The 13,470-nt window shown below is 39.1% G+C and carries 16 protein-coding genes; 12 read left to right on the top strand and 4 right to left on the bottom strand.

Annotated features, from left to right (window positions below; genetic code table 11):
* Positions 1 to 42: 42 nt before the first annotated feature.
* The 11 genes from C0966_RS05100 to C0966_RS05050 all read left to right on the top strand — a co-directional run bounded on the left by C0966_RS05100 (position 43) and on the right by C0966_RS05050 (position 6,771).
* Positions 43 to 1,074, top strand: a complete 1,032-nt coding sequence (locus C0966_RS05100; RefSeq protein ID WP_274854102.1) for a zinc-binding dehydrogenase — start codon at positions 43 to 45, stop codon at positions 1,072 to 1,074.
* Positions 1,075 to 1,185: 111 nt separating this feature from the next.
* The gene (locus C0966_RS05095) at positions 1,186 to 1,374 is read left to right on the top strand and encodes a hypothetical protein (protein ID WP_274854101.1); all 189 of its coding nucleotides are present in this window, start codon (positions 1,186 to 1,188) and stop codon (positions 1,372 to 1,374) included.
* A gap of 21 nt (positions 1,375 to 1,395) precedes the next feature.
* Positions 1,396 to 2,448: a galactitol-1-phosphate 5-dehydrogenase gene (locus C0966_RS05090; RefSeq protein WP_274854100.1), complete on the top strand. Its 1,053-nt coding sequence runs from the start codon at positions 1,396 to 1,398 to the stop codon at positions 2,446 to 2,448.
* 309 nt (positions 2,449 to 2,757) lie between these two features.
* Positions 2,758 to 3,804 (top strand): S-methyl-5-thioribose-1-phosphate isomerase, encoded by a 1,047-nt coding sequence (mtnA, locus tag C0966_RS05085; protein ID WP_274854099.1) that lies wholly within the window; start codon positions 2,758 to 2,760, stop codon positions 3,802 to 3,804.
* Between the two features lie 119 nt (positions 3,805 to 3,923).
* A complete protein-coding gene (locus C0966_RS05080) occupies positions 3,924 to 4,442 on the top strand; it encodes a peroxiredoxin family protein (protein ID WP_274854098.1) in 519 nt (172 codons plus the stop codon).
* Positions 4,443 to 4,630: 188 nt separating this feature from the next.
* Complete coding sequence (locus C0966_RS05075) at positions 4,631 to 5,020, top strand: hypothetical protein (RefSeq protein WP_274854097.1); 390 nt, start codon at positions 4,631 to 4,633, stop codon at positions 5,018 to 5,020.
* 184 nt (positions 5,021 to 5,204) lie between these two features.
* On the top strand, positions 5,205 to 5,336 hold the full coding sequence (locus C0966_RS05070) for an FbpB family small basic protein (RefSeq protein WP_004433816.1): 132 nt from the start codon (positions 5,205 to 5,207) through the stop codon (positions 5,334 to 5,336).
* A gap of 65 nt (positions 5,337 to 5,401) precedes the next feature.
* Positions 5,402 to 5,545, top strand: coding sequence for an acid-soluble spore protein N (locus C0966_RS05065; RefSeq protein WP_004433820.1), 144 nt, complete (start codon positions 5,402 to 5,404; stop codon positions 5,543 to 5,545).
* Positions 5,546 to 5,697: 152 nt separating this feature from the next.
* Positions 5,698 to 5,931 carry a small acid-soluble spore protein Tlp gene (gene tlp, locus C0966_RS05060; RefSeq protein ID WP_274854096.1) on the top strand — a complete coding sequence of 78 codons (234 nt, stop codon included), beginning with the start codon at positions 5,698 to 5,700 and terminating at the stop codon, positions 5,929 to 5,931.
* A 104-nt stretch (positions 5,932 to 6,035) separates the two neighbouring features.
* A complete protein-coding gene (locus C0966_RS05055; RefSeq protein WP_274854095.1) occupies positions 6,036 to 6,461 on the top strand; it encodes an acyl-CoA thioesterase in 426 nt (141 codons plus the stop codon).
* A gap of 19 nt (positions 6,462 to 6,480) precedes the next feature.
* Complete coding sequence (locus C0966_RS05050) at positions 6,481 to 6,771, top strand: hypothetical protein (protein WP_274854094.1); 291 nt, start codon at positions 6,481 to 6,483, stop codon at positions 6,769 to 6,771.
* A gap of 69 nt (positions 6,772 to 6,840) precedes the next feature.
* Here C0966_RS05050 and C0966_RS05045 read toward each other — a convergent pair whose 3' ends face one another.
* Positions 6,841 to 7,131: a HesB/YadR/YfhF family protein gene (locus tag C0966_RS05045; protein ID WP_274855716.1), complete on the bottom strand. Its 291-nt coding sequence runs from the start codon at positions 7,129 to 7,131 to the stop codon at positions 6,841 to 6,843.
* A 155-nt stretch (positions 7,132 to 7,286) separates the two neighbouring features.
* Entirely contained in the window at positions 7,287 to 8,447 is a 1,161-nt protein-coding gene (locus C0966_RS05040) for a CapA family protein (protein WP_274854093.1), read from the bottom strand.
* Between the two features lie 867 nt (positions 8,448 to 9,314).
* On the opposite strand from C0966_RS05040, the gene C0966_RS05035 reads away from it, so the two are divergent.
* The gene (locus tag C0966_RS05035) at positions 9,315 to 10,841 is read left to right on the top strand and encodes an NAD(P)H-hydrate dehydratase (RefSeq protein WP_425535934.1); all 1,527 of its coding nucleotides are present in this window, start codon (positions 9,315 to 9,317) and stop codon (positions 10,839 to 10,841) included.
* Between the two features lie 346 nt (positions 10,842 to 11,187).
* On the opposite strand, the gene C0966_RS05030 is transcribed toward C0966_RS05035, so the two are convergent.
* The gene (locus tag C0966_RS05030; RefSeq protein WP_274854092.1) at positions 11,188 to 12,276 is read right to left on the bottom strand and encodes an ATP-binding protein; all 1,089 of its coding nucleotides are present in this window, start codon (positions 12,274 to 12,276) and stop codon (positions 11,188 to 11,190) included.
* Between the two features lie 329 nt (positions 12,277 to 12,605).
* The gene (gene plsY / locus C0966_RS05025) at positions 12,606 to 13,202 is read right to left on the bottom strand and encodes a glycerol-3-phosphate 1-O-acyltransferase PlsY (protein ID WP_274854091.1); all 597 of its coding nucleotides are present in this window, start codon (positions 13,200 to 13,202) and stop codon (positions 12,606 to 12,608) included.
* Positions 13,203 to 13,470: the final 268 nt, after the last annotated feature.

The raw sequence follows: 13,470 nt of genomic DNA, 5'->3' as shown, positions 1-13,470 counted from the left end.
GCTTACTATTTGAAATCCGAAAAATGGAAGGTAGATTGAGAGATGAAAGCGTTAGTCAAAAAAGAGCTGGGATTTGGCAATCTGGAAATTGTAGATGTAGAAGAACCGAAACCAGGCAAAGACCAAGTAAAAATACTAGTGAAATATAGTGGGATATGTGGTACCGATCTCCATACGTATGAAGGACATTATAAAGTGAAGGCACCTGTTATTTTAGGGCATGAATTTTCTGGGGAAATAGTAGAAGTAGGTGAAAATGTAACAGAATTTCAACCGGGAGACAGAGTAACGTCAGAAACGACTTTTTACATTTGCGGAACATGCATTTACTGCCGATCAGGAGATTACAATTTATGCAGCAGCAGAAAAGGATTAGGAACACAGCAAAATGGAAGCTTTGCGAAATATGTAATCGCCAGGAAAGAAAGCATTCATAAGCTTCCTGAACATGTAGACTATGTATCTGCTGCAATGACTGAGCCGCTGGCATGTGCGTATCATGCGGTTGCGAAAGCAGCAATTAAAGAAGGAGATGTTGTTGTTGTTTTAGGTCCTGGACCAATTGGGCTTTTGACTGCCCAAGTAGTAAAAGCGTATGGAGCGACCGTTATTATTACTGGATTGTCTACTGATAAACTTCGTCTAGAAAAGGCGAAAGAATTGGGAATTGATTATGCGGTTAATATTCAAGAAGAAGACATAAACAGTATTGTCAAAAGCTTGACAGATGGGTATGGTGCTGATGTTGTTCTTGAGTGCACAGGGGCAGTTTCAGCAGTGAATATGGGGCTGGAATTATTGAAAAAGAAAGGGCAATTTGTACAGGTAGGTATTTTTGCAAAACCGGAGATTCTTATCGATTCGGAAAAAATTATTCAAAAAGAAATTACGATGGTCGGATCTAGAAGTCAAAAACCGAGTGACTGGGAACCAGTATTAGCCTTAATGAATGAAAAGAGAGTAAATGCAAAAGCGCTTGTGACTCATCAATTTAATATTGCCCAGTGGGATGAAGCGTACAAGGCAATTAAGAGTGGAGAGGCTATCAAAGTGTTGTTAACGCCCATCGATTAATGGATACGATCGCAGTGTCTTTGAATTCCAGATGGAGTGTATGAAAGCCGAAGGAATGATCATTTTTATACCTGTCCGGGAATTAAATGAGAAAGGACGGTGGCGGCAATTATGATTGAAAAGATTCTTGATTTTGCACTTGGACCTTACGGGAGAATGTTGGGGGATTTATATGTTCAATATCAGCTGCCGATTAATACGATTGTTGTAGGTTTCGCACTGGCCTCCTACTTTAAGCATAAAAAACAATCTCACCAATCAAATGTTTCTGTTGAGGCTACAGGAGGTCATAAGCGTTAAACTGAAAGGATGCAAAATGTGATGAAGGCATTAAAGCTGTATGGAAAAAGAGATTTAAGATACGAAGAAGCAGAGGAACCGGTTATTGAGAAAAATGATGAAGTGATTATAAAAGTTAAAGCCGCAGGTATTTGCGGCTCTGACTTATCAAGATATGCGAAGATAGGCCCTTATATTGAAGGAATGGTGTGGGGGCATGAGTTCAGCGGCGAAGTAGTTGCTATCGGATCGGACGTCAGTAGTGTAAAAATCGGAGATCGTGTGGCAGGATGTCCGACACTTTATTGTGGCAAGTGTGTTAGTTGTAAAAAAGGCTTCCTTTCGCAATGCGAGAAATTAACAGTCATTGGAGCCAGGCATCCCGGAGCATTCGCCGAGTATGTAAAGCTCCCTGAAGAACATGTAATCCCTATACCAGACACGATTGATTTTGATACTGCTGCATGTATAGAACCCTCCGCTGTAGTAGCACATGGGTTTTACCAAACTGCTATACAGCCTGGCGCAGATGTTGCTGTAATGGGCGGTGGCAGTATTGGCTTATTAGCTGTTCAATGGGCTAAAATTTTCGGTGCGAGAAAAGTGTATGCAATCGACATCGATCATAGGAAATTAAAATTTGCAAAAGAAGTCGGTGCGGATGCTGTTATTCATTCAGTAGAAAAAACGGCTTATGAACAGTTAATGGAATTAACGGATGGAAATGGGGTTGATTTAGTTATTGAGTCGGCAGGTTCTCCTGTTACATCTGCTCAAGTTTTTGCGCTGGCAAATAAAGGAGGGCAAGTCTTATTTTTGGGGATCCCATACTCGGACGTAAAGATCGAACGATTTTATTTCGAAAAAATTGTAAGAAATGAATTAACTGTACTAGGATCTTGGAATGCGATCTCAGCTCCATTTCCGGGTAAAGAGTGGAGTACAACCATTCAATACATGGACAAGGGACAAATAAAAGTAAAACCATTCATAACTCATCGTGTTTCTCTTGCAGTAGGGCCGGAAATTTTTGAAAAAATGATTAACAAAAACGGATTTTTCGGTAAGGTGCTTTTCCATCCAGAAAAATTATAACAAATGGCTATTCGTAAATCGTTTGAAAAATTATGGAGGCAGATGGCAATCATCTGCCTTTTCGTTATTTTTGTGGTGGTTGGTTGAATTAATTGGATCATTTTTCATCTTAATTGTTAATGTATCAATTATAAGAAGTAATATTCATCACAGCGAATAGAATGACAACCTTAAGCCTTAAGCACCTTAAAAGCAGTGAAAGGTACGTATGGTAGTATGAGAGATCGGAAGTTAGCCGCCCCCTCCTGCTCGATTTTTATGGTAAAATAATTTTAAAACATCTGAAAATGGACAGAGGAGAAAATTGAAATGGCAGAAAATTTCATTAAATCCGTTACTTATGAAAATGGAGTATTAAAAATATTAGATCAAACAAAACTTCCAACGGTAACGGAATTTTTAGAAATTCATGATATTAAAGATACTTGGGATGCAATCAAGCAATTAAAGGTGCGCGGGGCACCGGCGATCGGGATCGCTGCTGCATACGGCCTATTGCTTGGAATTAAAAATTCCCCGGAAGAAAATTTTGAAGCATTTTACAAAGACTTTAAAGAAAAAGCAGATTATTTGGCCACATCAAGGCCGACAGCGGTCAATTTATTTTGGGCTTTAAAAAGAATGGATGAGCGGGCAAAATTGGAAAGCCACAGGCCTGTACGAGAGATTAAACAGGCACTTGAAGAAGAGGCCCATTTCATTCGCCGCGAAGATGAAGAAGTTTGCCGGTCCATTGGCGAACAAGCCCTGACGCTTTTTCAAGATGGAATGGGCGTATTGACCCATTGTAACGCAGGCGGAATTGCAACCGCCAAATATGGAACGGCACTTGCACCGATCTACCTTGCGAAGGAAAAAGGGTGGAATATCAAAGTTTTCGCTGATGAGACCCGCCCATTATTACAAGGGGCCCGCTTGACAACATGGGAGCTCATGCAGGCAGGAATTGATGTCACACTCATTACAGACAGCATGGCAGCAATGGTCATGCAAAAAGGCTGGGTACAGGCAGTTATTGTCGGCTGCGACAGGGTTGCTGCAAATGGAGATGTGGCAAATAAAATCGGTACATATGGTGTCGCTCTGTTAGCAAAAGCACATAACATTCCTTTCTATGTAGCTGCACCAACGTCGACCATTGATATGGAGACGGCTACAGGAGCAGACATTCCGATTGAAGAGCGGGGGAAGGAAGAAATTACACACGGTTTTGGAAAGCAAACAGCACCTGATGGAGTAAAAGTATTCAATCCTGCATTTGATGTCACACCTCATGAACTCGTCACTGCCATCATTACAGAAAAAGGGATTATCAAAGGCAATTATAAAGAAGAACTGCCAAAGCTATTTTCCTAAATTTCAAAAATGCCCTCCCGCGGTTGTCAATTTGTCATATTTTAGATGTTCAACAAGCTGTTTACTCGGGTAAAATATATTTGACGCAAAAGGATGGACCTAAAGGAGGTGCAGCCATCATGATTAAGAAGGTATTTGCTGCAGTGGCCTTGTTCGCAATGCTAACTGTTGCACTCGTCCAAGCAATGGAAAAAGAAGACACACCAAGACAGCCAGAAAATCTACCGGGCTTGCAAACGGGAGTGAAAGCACCTGACTTTGAATTAAAAACATTAACCGGTGAAACGGTAAAATTATCACAATTTGAAGGCAAGAAAGTCATGTTAAATTTTTGGGCAACGTGGTGCCCTCCTTGTAAAGAGGAAATGCCTGAGATGGAGCAATTTTATCGGGAAAAAAAAGAGGATATTGTCATCCTGGCAGTGAATATCGACCCGCAATATGATGTTCAACAGTTTGCAAAAGAGATGGGTGTGACTTTTCCGATCCTATTGGATGAAGATGATTCAGTGAACAAGATGTATCAAATCTTAACCATTCCTACTACATTTTTTATCGATGAAAAAGGGATTATCCGAAGCAAATATTTAGGCTCAATGACCATTGACAAAATGAAACAATATACCGAAGATTTATAAGACAGAATCATGAAACAATTTTGGTTTCGCTTAAGAAGTGCAAACAAAATCAAATTCACTTATTAGCACAGCAAATGCTGTGCTTTTTTTATCTTTTTTAATTCACAAAATATTCACATAAATCCAAGATTTAATAATATTAATTAATTATAATATGTATAAATTGGAATGAAAGGGAGGTTAAAATGATGAATCGTTCTAGAGGTTTCTTAGTAATGTCAAGTATTGCATGTATTTTTTTACTTGTGTATGGAACGTCTATTATATTGCGCCTATTGTCAGGTAATTATTTAATGGACGGAGGACTAACGGACTTAAATTACTTGTACCTTGCTCTCTTATGTTCGGCCCCATTTATTTTGTATTCATTATTCAGCAGACATTCTGTGAGGGCTTCAAAAGTAATTTTGACAAGCGGACTGCTATTTTTAATCCTTTTTGTTCCTGTTCACTTTACTCTTGTTATTGAAGGAAAAGAAATTACACAGGAAACATTATTGAGAATATTGACTTTAATACCATTAAGCTCCTTTTTATTAGTGTTTGTAAGTCATTTTGCAATCGCCAGAAAAGGTTGAAAACAATAAACGATATCCTTTTTTGAGCTTAGTTGTAGCAGCTATGCTTTTTTTTGCTCTTTTTTGGAAAGGGGACTTTGGTGTTTAAAAAAATAAAACGAACAAATTTTCAAAAAGTTGTAATAATTTAGATCGTTTAAGGGCATAATAACTGTTAAAATAAGAGTAAAGGAAGGTGATCGTGATGAGAAAGCCAAGGAAACGTACATTTAAAGAGCTAGTCTCTGAAAATAAACAACAATTATTGAATGACCGTGATGCGTTAGAAAAAATTGAAGAACGGCTTGAACAAAAAATGCTTGGAAAAGCAGAATAATCACATCCTTTTCCAATTATGAATCCTCCTTTTAAGGCACATACTTAAAAAGGAGGAGGGATAAAATGAGTAATCCTAAAGGAAGCAGAAAGCATTTTGTACCAAACCATATTGGTACTCAGCCGCGCGGATTTGGAGGCAATAAAGGAAAGCAAATGCAGGACAAATCCGGCCAGCATGCACAAGTGATTCAGACAAAAGGAGAATAATACTTAATTTCATGTAAAAAACCTGCCAAAAATACCCCCGTTTGGCGGGTTTATTTATTTGTTTTAAAAAAACCGCTTTTTTCCTCGAAAATTTTTTTTGTTTTTGAAACAAACTATAAGATGTACGATCCAATTGATAAGGAGGAATTGTAATGGCAAACAACAAACCGAAACCGGATGACCGAAGTGATAACGTCGAAAAGCTTCAATCAATGATTTTTCATACGATTGAAAATATGGAAGACGCAGAAGCTACATTAGAGTTTTCAAATGAGGAAGAGCGGGCGCAAATTGAAGCAAAGAATGAACGGCGCCGTGAATCTATCGAGGGAATGCGTGCTGAAATAAAGGATGAATATCGTGCCCAGCATAACGATAACCAATAACCAGACATATTCGACCTTGCCATTGGCAAGGTTATTTTTTTTAGAGAATAAAAAATAAATGTGTTAAGATAAAGTTGGAAATAAGTACGAAACGGGGAATAGACATGCTTGTATCAACAACAGAATTTGATGTCCGTTATGCTGAAACCGATCAAATGGGTGTAGTCTATCATGCGAATTATTTGATTTGGATGGAGATTGGCCGAACAAAACTTATCGAGGATCTTGGATTTAAATATGCAGAAATGGAAAAAGAAGGCATCCTCGCACCTGTCATTGACATCCAAGCCTCTTATAAAAAGGCTGTCCGTTACGGTGAAAAAGCTATAGTGAAAACATGGATTGAAGAATATGATGGATTTCGCGTTACATATGGATACGAAATTTATAACGGTTCAGGAGATTTGGCTGCAACCGGCTTTTCAAAGCATGTGTGTGTGAAAAAGGATTCTTTCTGTCCGATTGCAATCAAGAAGATGCTTCCTGATTGGCACAATGCATATGAAAACGCGAAAAAAAGGGATAAATAAATACGAAGGGTGACTTGGGTTGGCATTTGGAATTACAAAAGAAGAGCTTCGCCGCTGGAAAGACGAGATTGAAAGCGGAAAGATTGCGTTTCTAACACATTATTGGCTGGATGACCGTTTTCCCGGCTGCAAAACAGTGACGAAAGTGGGCTGCAATGACATTGAAAAATTAAAAAAATGGGGAGAAAAATACAAGTTGAAACCGGAATGGATTCATAAAAGAAAAGACGGCTACTCTCATTTCGATTTGCTTGGAGAAAAACAAGTTGAGATTCTTAAAAAAGAGGGTCTGCATGATCATATATGGTAAGAAAAGGGGCAGAATTAGGCCCCCTTCAATATAATATTTCAACTGTTAGCAGGAGTTATACCCTTTTTATTACTTAGAATAATGAAACTCAGGTTCTCCGATTTTAGGATTAAATTCGATCAGAAGATCATTCTCGTCAAAGTACCACAAGTCTTTTTCTTCTATATAAAAAGTGATTCCATCTTTTTTTGTTTCAGCACCAATGTCGTTCGGCTCCTCGTTTGACACGCCTAAAGAAAAACCTTGCTGAACGGTGCTGCATCCGCCATATCGGGTAAAAAACCTTACAAAATCTCCTTCTTTTAGTAGCATTTCATCCTTGTACCATGCAGCTGCCTCATCACTGATTTGTATCTTCAACATGATCATCCTTCCTATGAGAAAATTAATATTATTATAAAAGAAAAAAATGAAGTGGCGCGAATAAACTGAAAACATTTTTAAAATCGTCAAAAAATGATTATCAGATCTTAAATTTATATACAATGTCCTCAGGAAAAAATAGCTCCGTATTGTTAACGGAGCCATTGGGTCATATGTTCCATAATTTCATTGTATTTTGCTGTTCCGATTGTCTGCAATGGTACAACTTGATAATTTCTAAGATGTGAATTTTTGACAAAGGTAGGGATAAATTGAGGATTGGACAATTCTATTTTGGTTCCTGAAGGGCTGACATGTTTTGTTACTTCGACAGTAGCAATCCCCCCGATATCCTTATAATCCCACATTTGTCCTGATAAAAAATTCCCAAGAGAATATACAACAAGTGTCTTTCGACCGTCATTAGCCTTAATCCAGTCCATCGGTTGCAGTACATGCGGGTGATGTCCAAAGATGATATCGGCCCCCTCATTAGAGAGAAACCGTGCCAGCTGCTTTTGTTTTTCACTTGGAAAGCGCTGATACTCATTTCCCCAGTGGATGCTTATAACGACAATATCTGCTTCCTGTTTTGCTCTCTGAATTTCATTTTTCATTTTTAAACGGTCAATTAAATTAACTAGGTATTCTTTACCTGGCGGAATTTGGATGCCATTTGTTCCATATGTAAAAGACAGGTAAGCAACCCGAATGCCGTTTGCATTTAAAATGCGCAATGTTTGCTGATCTTTCTTGTCCTTAAAACTTCCTACATAGGGAAGGTTGGCCTTGTGATAGTAATCAATCGCAGCAAAAATACCTTTTTCTCCTTTATCTAATGAATGGTTATTTGCAGTGGACACAATATCTACTCCTGCATCAATGAATGCATCTCCAACTTCTTGTGGACTGTTAAACAACGGATAACTAGAAAGACCGAGTTTTGTTCCTCCCAACACTGTTTCTTGGTTTGCAAGGAGAAGATCAGGTTTTAATAGAAGGGGTTTTACTTCTTTTAACATCGGCTTAAAATCATAACCGTTTTTCGTTTTTGCATCTTCATACAGCCAATCATGAATCAAAATATCGCCTATTGCTGCGAGTGTGGCTTTTTCAACAAATATTTTTTCATCAAGTGTTTTTTCAACAGGGATACTTGTTCTTGTTGCCTGCATTTTTGCAACATAATGTACTTTAATTGCCTTTTCCTGTTCTTTTTCTTGAAAATACATATTGATTAGAAGCAAAATCGATGAAAGCAGGAGGACAGCACTTAACATCCACCCATAAACAAGGAATTTTTTCCTTTTCATATTAAAATCTCCTTATACTTGCAATCTCGCAAACAAAATATTAACTATAAAAACACTATAATCGAAAACGAAATAAAGACAATACTTTACTTTTTTAGACTGTATTTTACAATGAATTGTTATGTTTTTACTGATTTGGATAAACCAAATGTACATGGGTGAGGTTAAATAAGTTCTGTATTTATTATAGTTTCTTTCAAACTTGCAATCTTATATGTTAAGTATTACCTTATAATCTATACACTAATTTTGTCGACATTCTTTTATTATTAACGGTATGTCATTTTAAATGGGTAAACAGATAAAAGTACTTGAGGTGATATGATGTTTGAAATTTCTGGCTCTGCACTTAAGGTTCTTTCAGAAATCATTCAAAAAGAAAAACAGCACGATCAAGAAGAACTATATGTCCGGCTCACAATGGGCATTGGCTGAGGAGGGCCTCAGCTGAAGCTGTCTCTGGAAGAGCAGCCATTAACCAGTGACAAAATTTACGAGTTTGATGGAGTTCGGATTCTGATTCATGAGAAGGATTTCGTCTATTTTGACCATACGAAACTTGATTATGTAAAAGGTCTATTTGGAACAGGTCGTTTTCAATTGATGAGGGTGTAAGAAACTTTTCCGAGGTTCAGCATCTTACTTCTTTGTCGAATATGTTTAGTGTAAATAGTATGTTATGAGGAATTTTACTTGTATTATAAAAAAGCGGTTGCCAAAAAACGGCAATCGCTTTTTTGCCTGCTCGATTATTACTGTTTTTGTTCCAGCATAAATGAAAAAATTTTCTACAGGTGTTTTCTCTTTTCGAGGAGAACAAATTAATGAAACCGGACAAATACATATTTAGTCGATGAGGTGATGATGATGTATATTGTTACAGCCGCAGAAATGTACGAAATCGACCGCGACACGACTGAACAAATCGGCATCAGCGCCGATTCATTGATGGAAAACGCCGGGCAGGCACTGTTTCATAAGCTGCGTGAACACATTCCCCGTTCGGCGCGGGTAGCGGTGCTAGCCGGGAAAGGCAACAACGGCGGCGACGGATTGGTTATCGCAAGAATGTTTAAAAGCTATGGCTATGATGTGGATGTATGGCTTGTTCCGCCAAAAGAAAAGGTGAAAGGAGCAGCGAAAACGGCACTTGAGGTGTATGAACGTTCCGGATATGACTGGAAACCATATGAGGGAAATGAACAAGTGTTTGCCGCACATATTTTACAATATGATGTCATCATTGACGCCTTGCTTGGTATTGGAATCAAAGGGGAGGTACGGCCGCCGTATAAAGAGATCATTAAGCTTGTCAACCGTTCGAACGCTGCTGTCTATGCGATCGATATTCCGAGCGGAACGCCGTCGGACGGAGGAGAGGTCGAAACCGCCGTTTGCGCCGATGCCACAATTACGATTCAATGTCCGAAACTAGGGGCGTATACGTTCCCGACAGCAGACTATTACGGTGAACTTCTTCTTGTTGATATCGGCATTCCTCCGCTTGCCGTCAAGCGGAATGCCGTGCCACGTTTTGTATGGAAAGAGGACGATGTCGTGCGGACAATGCCAAAAAGAAAACGGTCATCTCATAAAGGAACGCACGGAAAACTTTTAGTGATTGGCGGTTCGCGGCAGATGACAGGAGCGGTAACATTTACGGCCAAAGCGGCGCTGCGAAGCGGAGCGGGATTATTAACGATGGCGGTGCCGGATGACATTTATTCCGTTGTCGCCAACCGTGTTCCGGAAGCAATGTACTATCCGTGTCCAGCGAAGGATGGGGCGTTTTCCGGCGTCATGGATGTGTCTTCTCTAGATATCGATGCGATCGCGGTTGGCCCAGGAATGGGAAGAACGGATGGTACACGGCAGCTTGTCCGGACTTTATTGAAGCAGCCTGTGCCGCTTGTAATCGATGCCGACGCGCTCTTTTTCTGGGACGATTATGCTGAATTGATCCGTGAACGAAAAGCGGCAACAGTGGTTACCCCGCATTCCGGAGAAATGGCGCGCATGCTTCATATGTCGATTCGCGATGTCGAACAAGATCGGTTCGGCCTTGCAAAGAAACTGGCGACAGCGTACGGCATCTATGTCGTTTTAAAAGGACCGTATACAATCGTCACCACGCCGGACGGTTCACACTATGTCAATACAACCGGAAATCCAGCGTTGGCGAAAGGCGGAAGCGGAGATGTGCTGACGGGGATGATTGCCGCATTTTTGTTGCAGCACGATTCAGCTCAAGCCGCGATCAGCAATGCCGTCTGGGTGCATGGCCAAGCAGCGGATTGGCTTGTCGAGCGCGGCCATTCGCAATGGGACGTTCTAGCCAGCGATTTGATCGAAGCCATTCCGGCAGTGCATTCATATGTGCAGGAAAAACAATAGGAGGCATTCGTGTTCGAAGCTTTTTGGAGACTTAAATAAAAAGACTAAACTAGAAACGAACAACTGCATAGAGGATTAAAATCAGTGTTTGCAGTAAGCATTGGGCTTTTCTTGTATTATTAGCATAGTACTGTAAAAAATGTCAACGCAGTCCGATTAACAAAAAACCCTCGACAACTCCTATTGGAGTCATCGTGGGTTAAGCAGTCTATTCGAAAGATATCAATTTCTATGTCATGCTAAATTAAACCTCCGTATACCGAACAGCAACTTCGTGGTTTCACCTCTTCAAATAGAGTGTTTAGTGGCATATTTTGATTTGGTACGCCTAAATATCGTTTACTATTTAAACAATTGACGTCAATTTAGCCTCCTGAAAAACCGGCAGAAGGACTTTAATGGTAGTTCCTGTATTTACGGTACTGGAGATTTCGATGTGCCCTCCGTTTTCCTCAATAATTTTTTTACACAAAGGCATTCCTATCCCGGTTCCATTTTCTTTTGTTGAATAAAAAGGGAGAAACAAGCGTTCCTGTGTTTCCTTACTCATTCCACACCCATTATCTTCAATAGCAATAACTGCATGGTCTTCAAATGATTTTGCTGCAATATGAATGAAACCTTGCACGCCATCTTCTCGGTCATTGAGTGCTTCGATCGCATTATTCAAGATATTTGTTAAGATATGCTTTAATTGCTTTTCTTCCAATTGCAGCACAGTATCCTTCTCATCGTATTCGACTGTAATTTTAATATTTCTTAAGATGGCTTCACTCTTATATAAAATGACTACATCCTTGATAATCTTATTTAAATGTGCAGGCCGTTTCATTCGTTCGTTTGGTTTCGCATTATTTAAGAATTCAAAAATAATTTCATTTGTTCGGTTAATTTCCTCAAGGGCAACATCAGCGTAATATTCTTTGCCTATTTCCGTTAAATAAGGTTTTAGCAGCTGGATAAATCCTTTTACAGCTGTAAGCGGATTTCTGATTTCATGCACGATCCCGGCAGCTAGCTTTCCAATCGACGCCAAATTATCGTTATTTGGAAGAACTTCTTTTATTACATGAATATTCTTTTCATTTTCATTTTTTGGGCATAAAGGGTCAACTTGTAATCGATCGTCTGAGTCTAGTTCAAAAGGAAAGCAAAATAAATGGAATTCTTCGCCTGATCGTAATTTATATACGCGTACTGAAAATGCTTTCAAATTTTTCTTTAACATACAAATGTTTAAGTAAGGAGAGTCATTGGTGTCAAATAAGAAATCGTTTAATTTCTTTCGTGAGGGTTCGTCGGCAAGTGCAAGAAAATTTTTTTCATAAGAAAATTCTTCAAGGGCTTTGTTTGACTGAAAAAGAATCTTGAAGTTCCGGTCGATTACAAAATACGGAAACGGCAAATTTTTCAACAGGTTATTATTTAATGTCATACCAAACCATCCTTGTCTTAAAATATCTTTCGATTTTGCAGTTAATGGTATGTTCATACTCACATTAATTGCAAGAACCTGCTTTATTTATATTTTGAGTTATTAATAGATATGTCATTTTGAAAACAAAATTTGATAAAAAAATATAGATTAAGATGGAAATGTGACTTTTTTTATATATTTTAGCAATAAAAACCATTTATTATCAATAATTATCGAAAAATATTTTTTGAACATTCAAAAAAGGGCGAAAAAAGAAAAAAGGACCGTATTATGAACTGCACCCCATTGTTAGACACAACTAACATTGGGGAGGTGCAGTTCATTAATCAATCCCTTTTTGAAAACAATTTTACTTTTGGTTCGGTTTTGTTCAATATTCGTTTAATATTTGCCCGGTGGCGGTAAATGACAAATGAAGATATAATCAACACAACAATGATGAGGGGAATGTCCCCGTCTATGAAAGAATAAATGATCGCTGTAACGGCTGCTAACATAGAAGAAAGGGAAACGTATTTTGTAGTGAATAAGCTGATGAAAAAGGCCGCTAAAACGATTAAAAACATAATTGGTGCATAACATAAGAGAACCCCGCCGGACGTAGCAACTGCTTTCCCGCCTCTAAAGCCTGCAAAAACAGGATACATATGGCCAATTACGGCAAATACACCAGCAGCCAGCGCATGAAAGTCTGAATCAAAAAAATAAGGCAGGGATGCTGCTAATGTGCCTTTTAAAATATCTGCAAGAGTAACTGCAAGTCCCGCTTTAACCCCCAGTGTGCGAAATGTGTTCGTTCCCCCGAGATTTCCGCTCCCATGCTCCCGAATATCGACTCCGTAAAAAACCTTTCCAACAATCAATCCTGAAGGAATGGATCCTAGCAAATAAGCGAGAATAACAATGAGTCCATAAACTGCCATGAATACTTCTCCTTCAACTTTGTCTAATAGTGTTTCTATTGTATCACGGACATGGCTCCAGAAAAACCATTAATTATAGAGGCCAGACCCGCTCTGCGTTAACGCGTTAAAGCGGTGCGGGCCAGGCCCGCTCTGCGTTAAAGTGTTAACGCGGTAATGCAGCGGGGGCCAGACCCTCACCCAGTTAAAGTGTTAACGCGAAGGAAATAAATTCTTGAAATAATTCCTTTTCATTTCCATAGAGATTCTTTAGGATAGAAGTAGGGAG

This window comes from Bacillus methanolicus, assembly GCF_028888695.1.
GTDB classification, from domain to species: Bacteria; Bacillota; Bacilli; order Bacillales; family Cytobacillaceae; genus Bacillus_Z; species Bacillus_Z methanolicus_B.
Note: the sequence above shows the minus strand (reverse complement) of the source record. Positions and strands in the feature narration are given on the sequence as shown.

Bases quoted from the DNA above. Each gene is read 5' to 3' on its own strand.
- C0966_RS05030 (WP_274854092.1), bottom strand. From the start codon at position 12,276: ATGACATTAAATAATAACCTGTTGAAAAATTTGCCGTTTCCGTATTTT.
- C0966_RS05040 (WP_274854093.1), bottom strand. From the start codon at position 8,447: ATGAAAAGGAAAAAATTCCTTGTTTATGGGTGGATGTTAAGTGCTGTC.
- tlp (WP_274854096.1), top strand. From the start codon at position 5,698: ATGGCAAACAACAAACCGAAACCGGATGACCGAAGTGATAACGTCGAA.
- C0966_RS05090 (WP_274854100.1), top strand. From the start codon at position 1,396: ATGAAGGCATTAAAGCTGTATGGAAAAAGAGATTTAAGATACGAAGAA.
- C0966_RS05065 (WP_004433820.1), top strand. From the start codon at position 5,402: ATGAGTAATCCTAAAGGAAGCAGAAAGCATTTTGTACCAAACCATATT.
- mtnA (WP_274854099.1), top strand. From the start codon at position 2,758: ATGGCAGAAAATTTCATTAAATCCGTTACTTATGAAAATGGAGTATTA.
- C0966_RS05070 (WP_004433816.1), top strand. From the start codon at position 5,205: ATGAGAAAGCCAAGGAAACGTACATTTAAAGAGCTAGTCTCTGAAAAT.
- C0966_RS05035 (WP_425535934.1), top strand. From the start codon at position 9,315: ATGTATATTGTTACAGCCGCAGAAATGTACGAAATCGACCGCGACACG.
- C0966_RS05095 (WP_274854101.1), top strand. From the start codon at position 1,186: ATGATTGAAAAGATTCTTGATTTTGCACTTGGACCTTACGGGAGAATG.
- C0966_RS05100 (WP_274854102.1), top strand. From the start codon at position 43: ATGAAAGCGTTAGTCAAAAAAGAGCTGGGATTTGGCAATCTGGAAATT.
- plsY (WP_274854091.1), bottom strand. From the start codon at position 13,202: ATGGCAGTTTATGGACTCATTGTTATTCTCGCTTATTTGCTAGGATCC.
- C0966_RS05055 (WP_274854095.1), top strand. From the start codon at position 6,036: ATGCTTGTATCAACAACAGAATTTGATGTCCGTTATGCTGAAACCGAT.
- C0966_RS05080 (WP_274854098.1), top strand. From the start codon at position 3,924: ATGATTAAGAAGGTATTTGCTGCAGTGGCCTTGTTCGCAATGCTAACT.
- C0966_RS05075 (WP_274854097.1), top strand. From the start codon at position 4,631: ATGAATCGTTCTAGAGGTTTCTTAGTAATGTCAAGTATTGCATGTATT.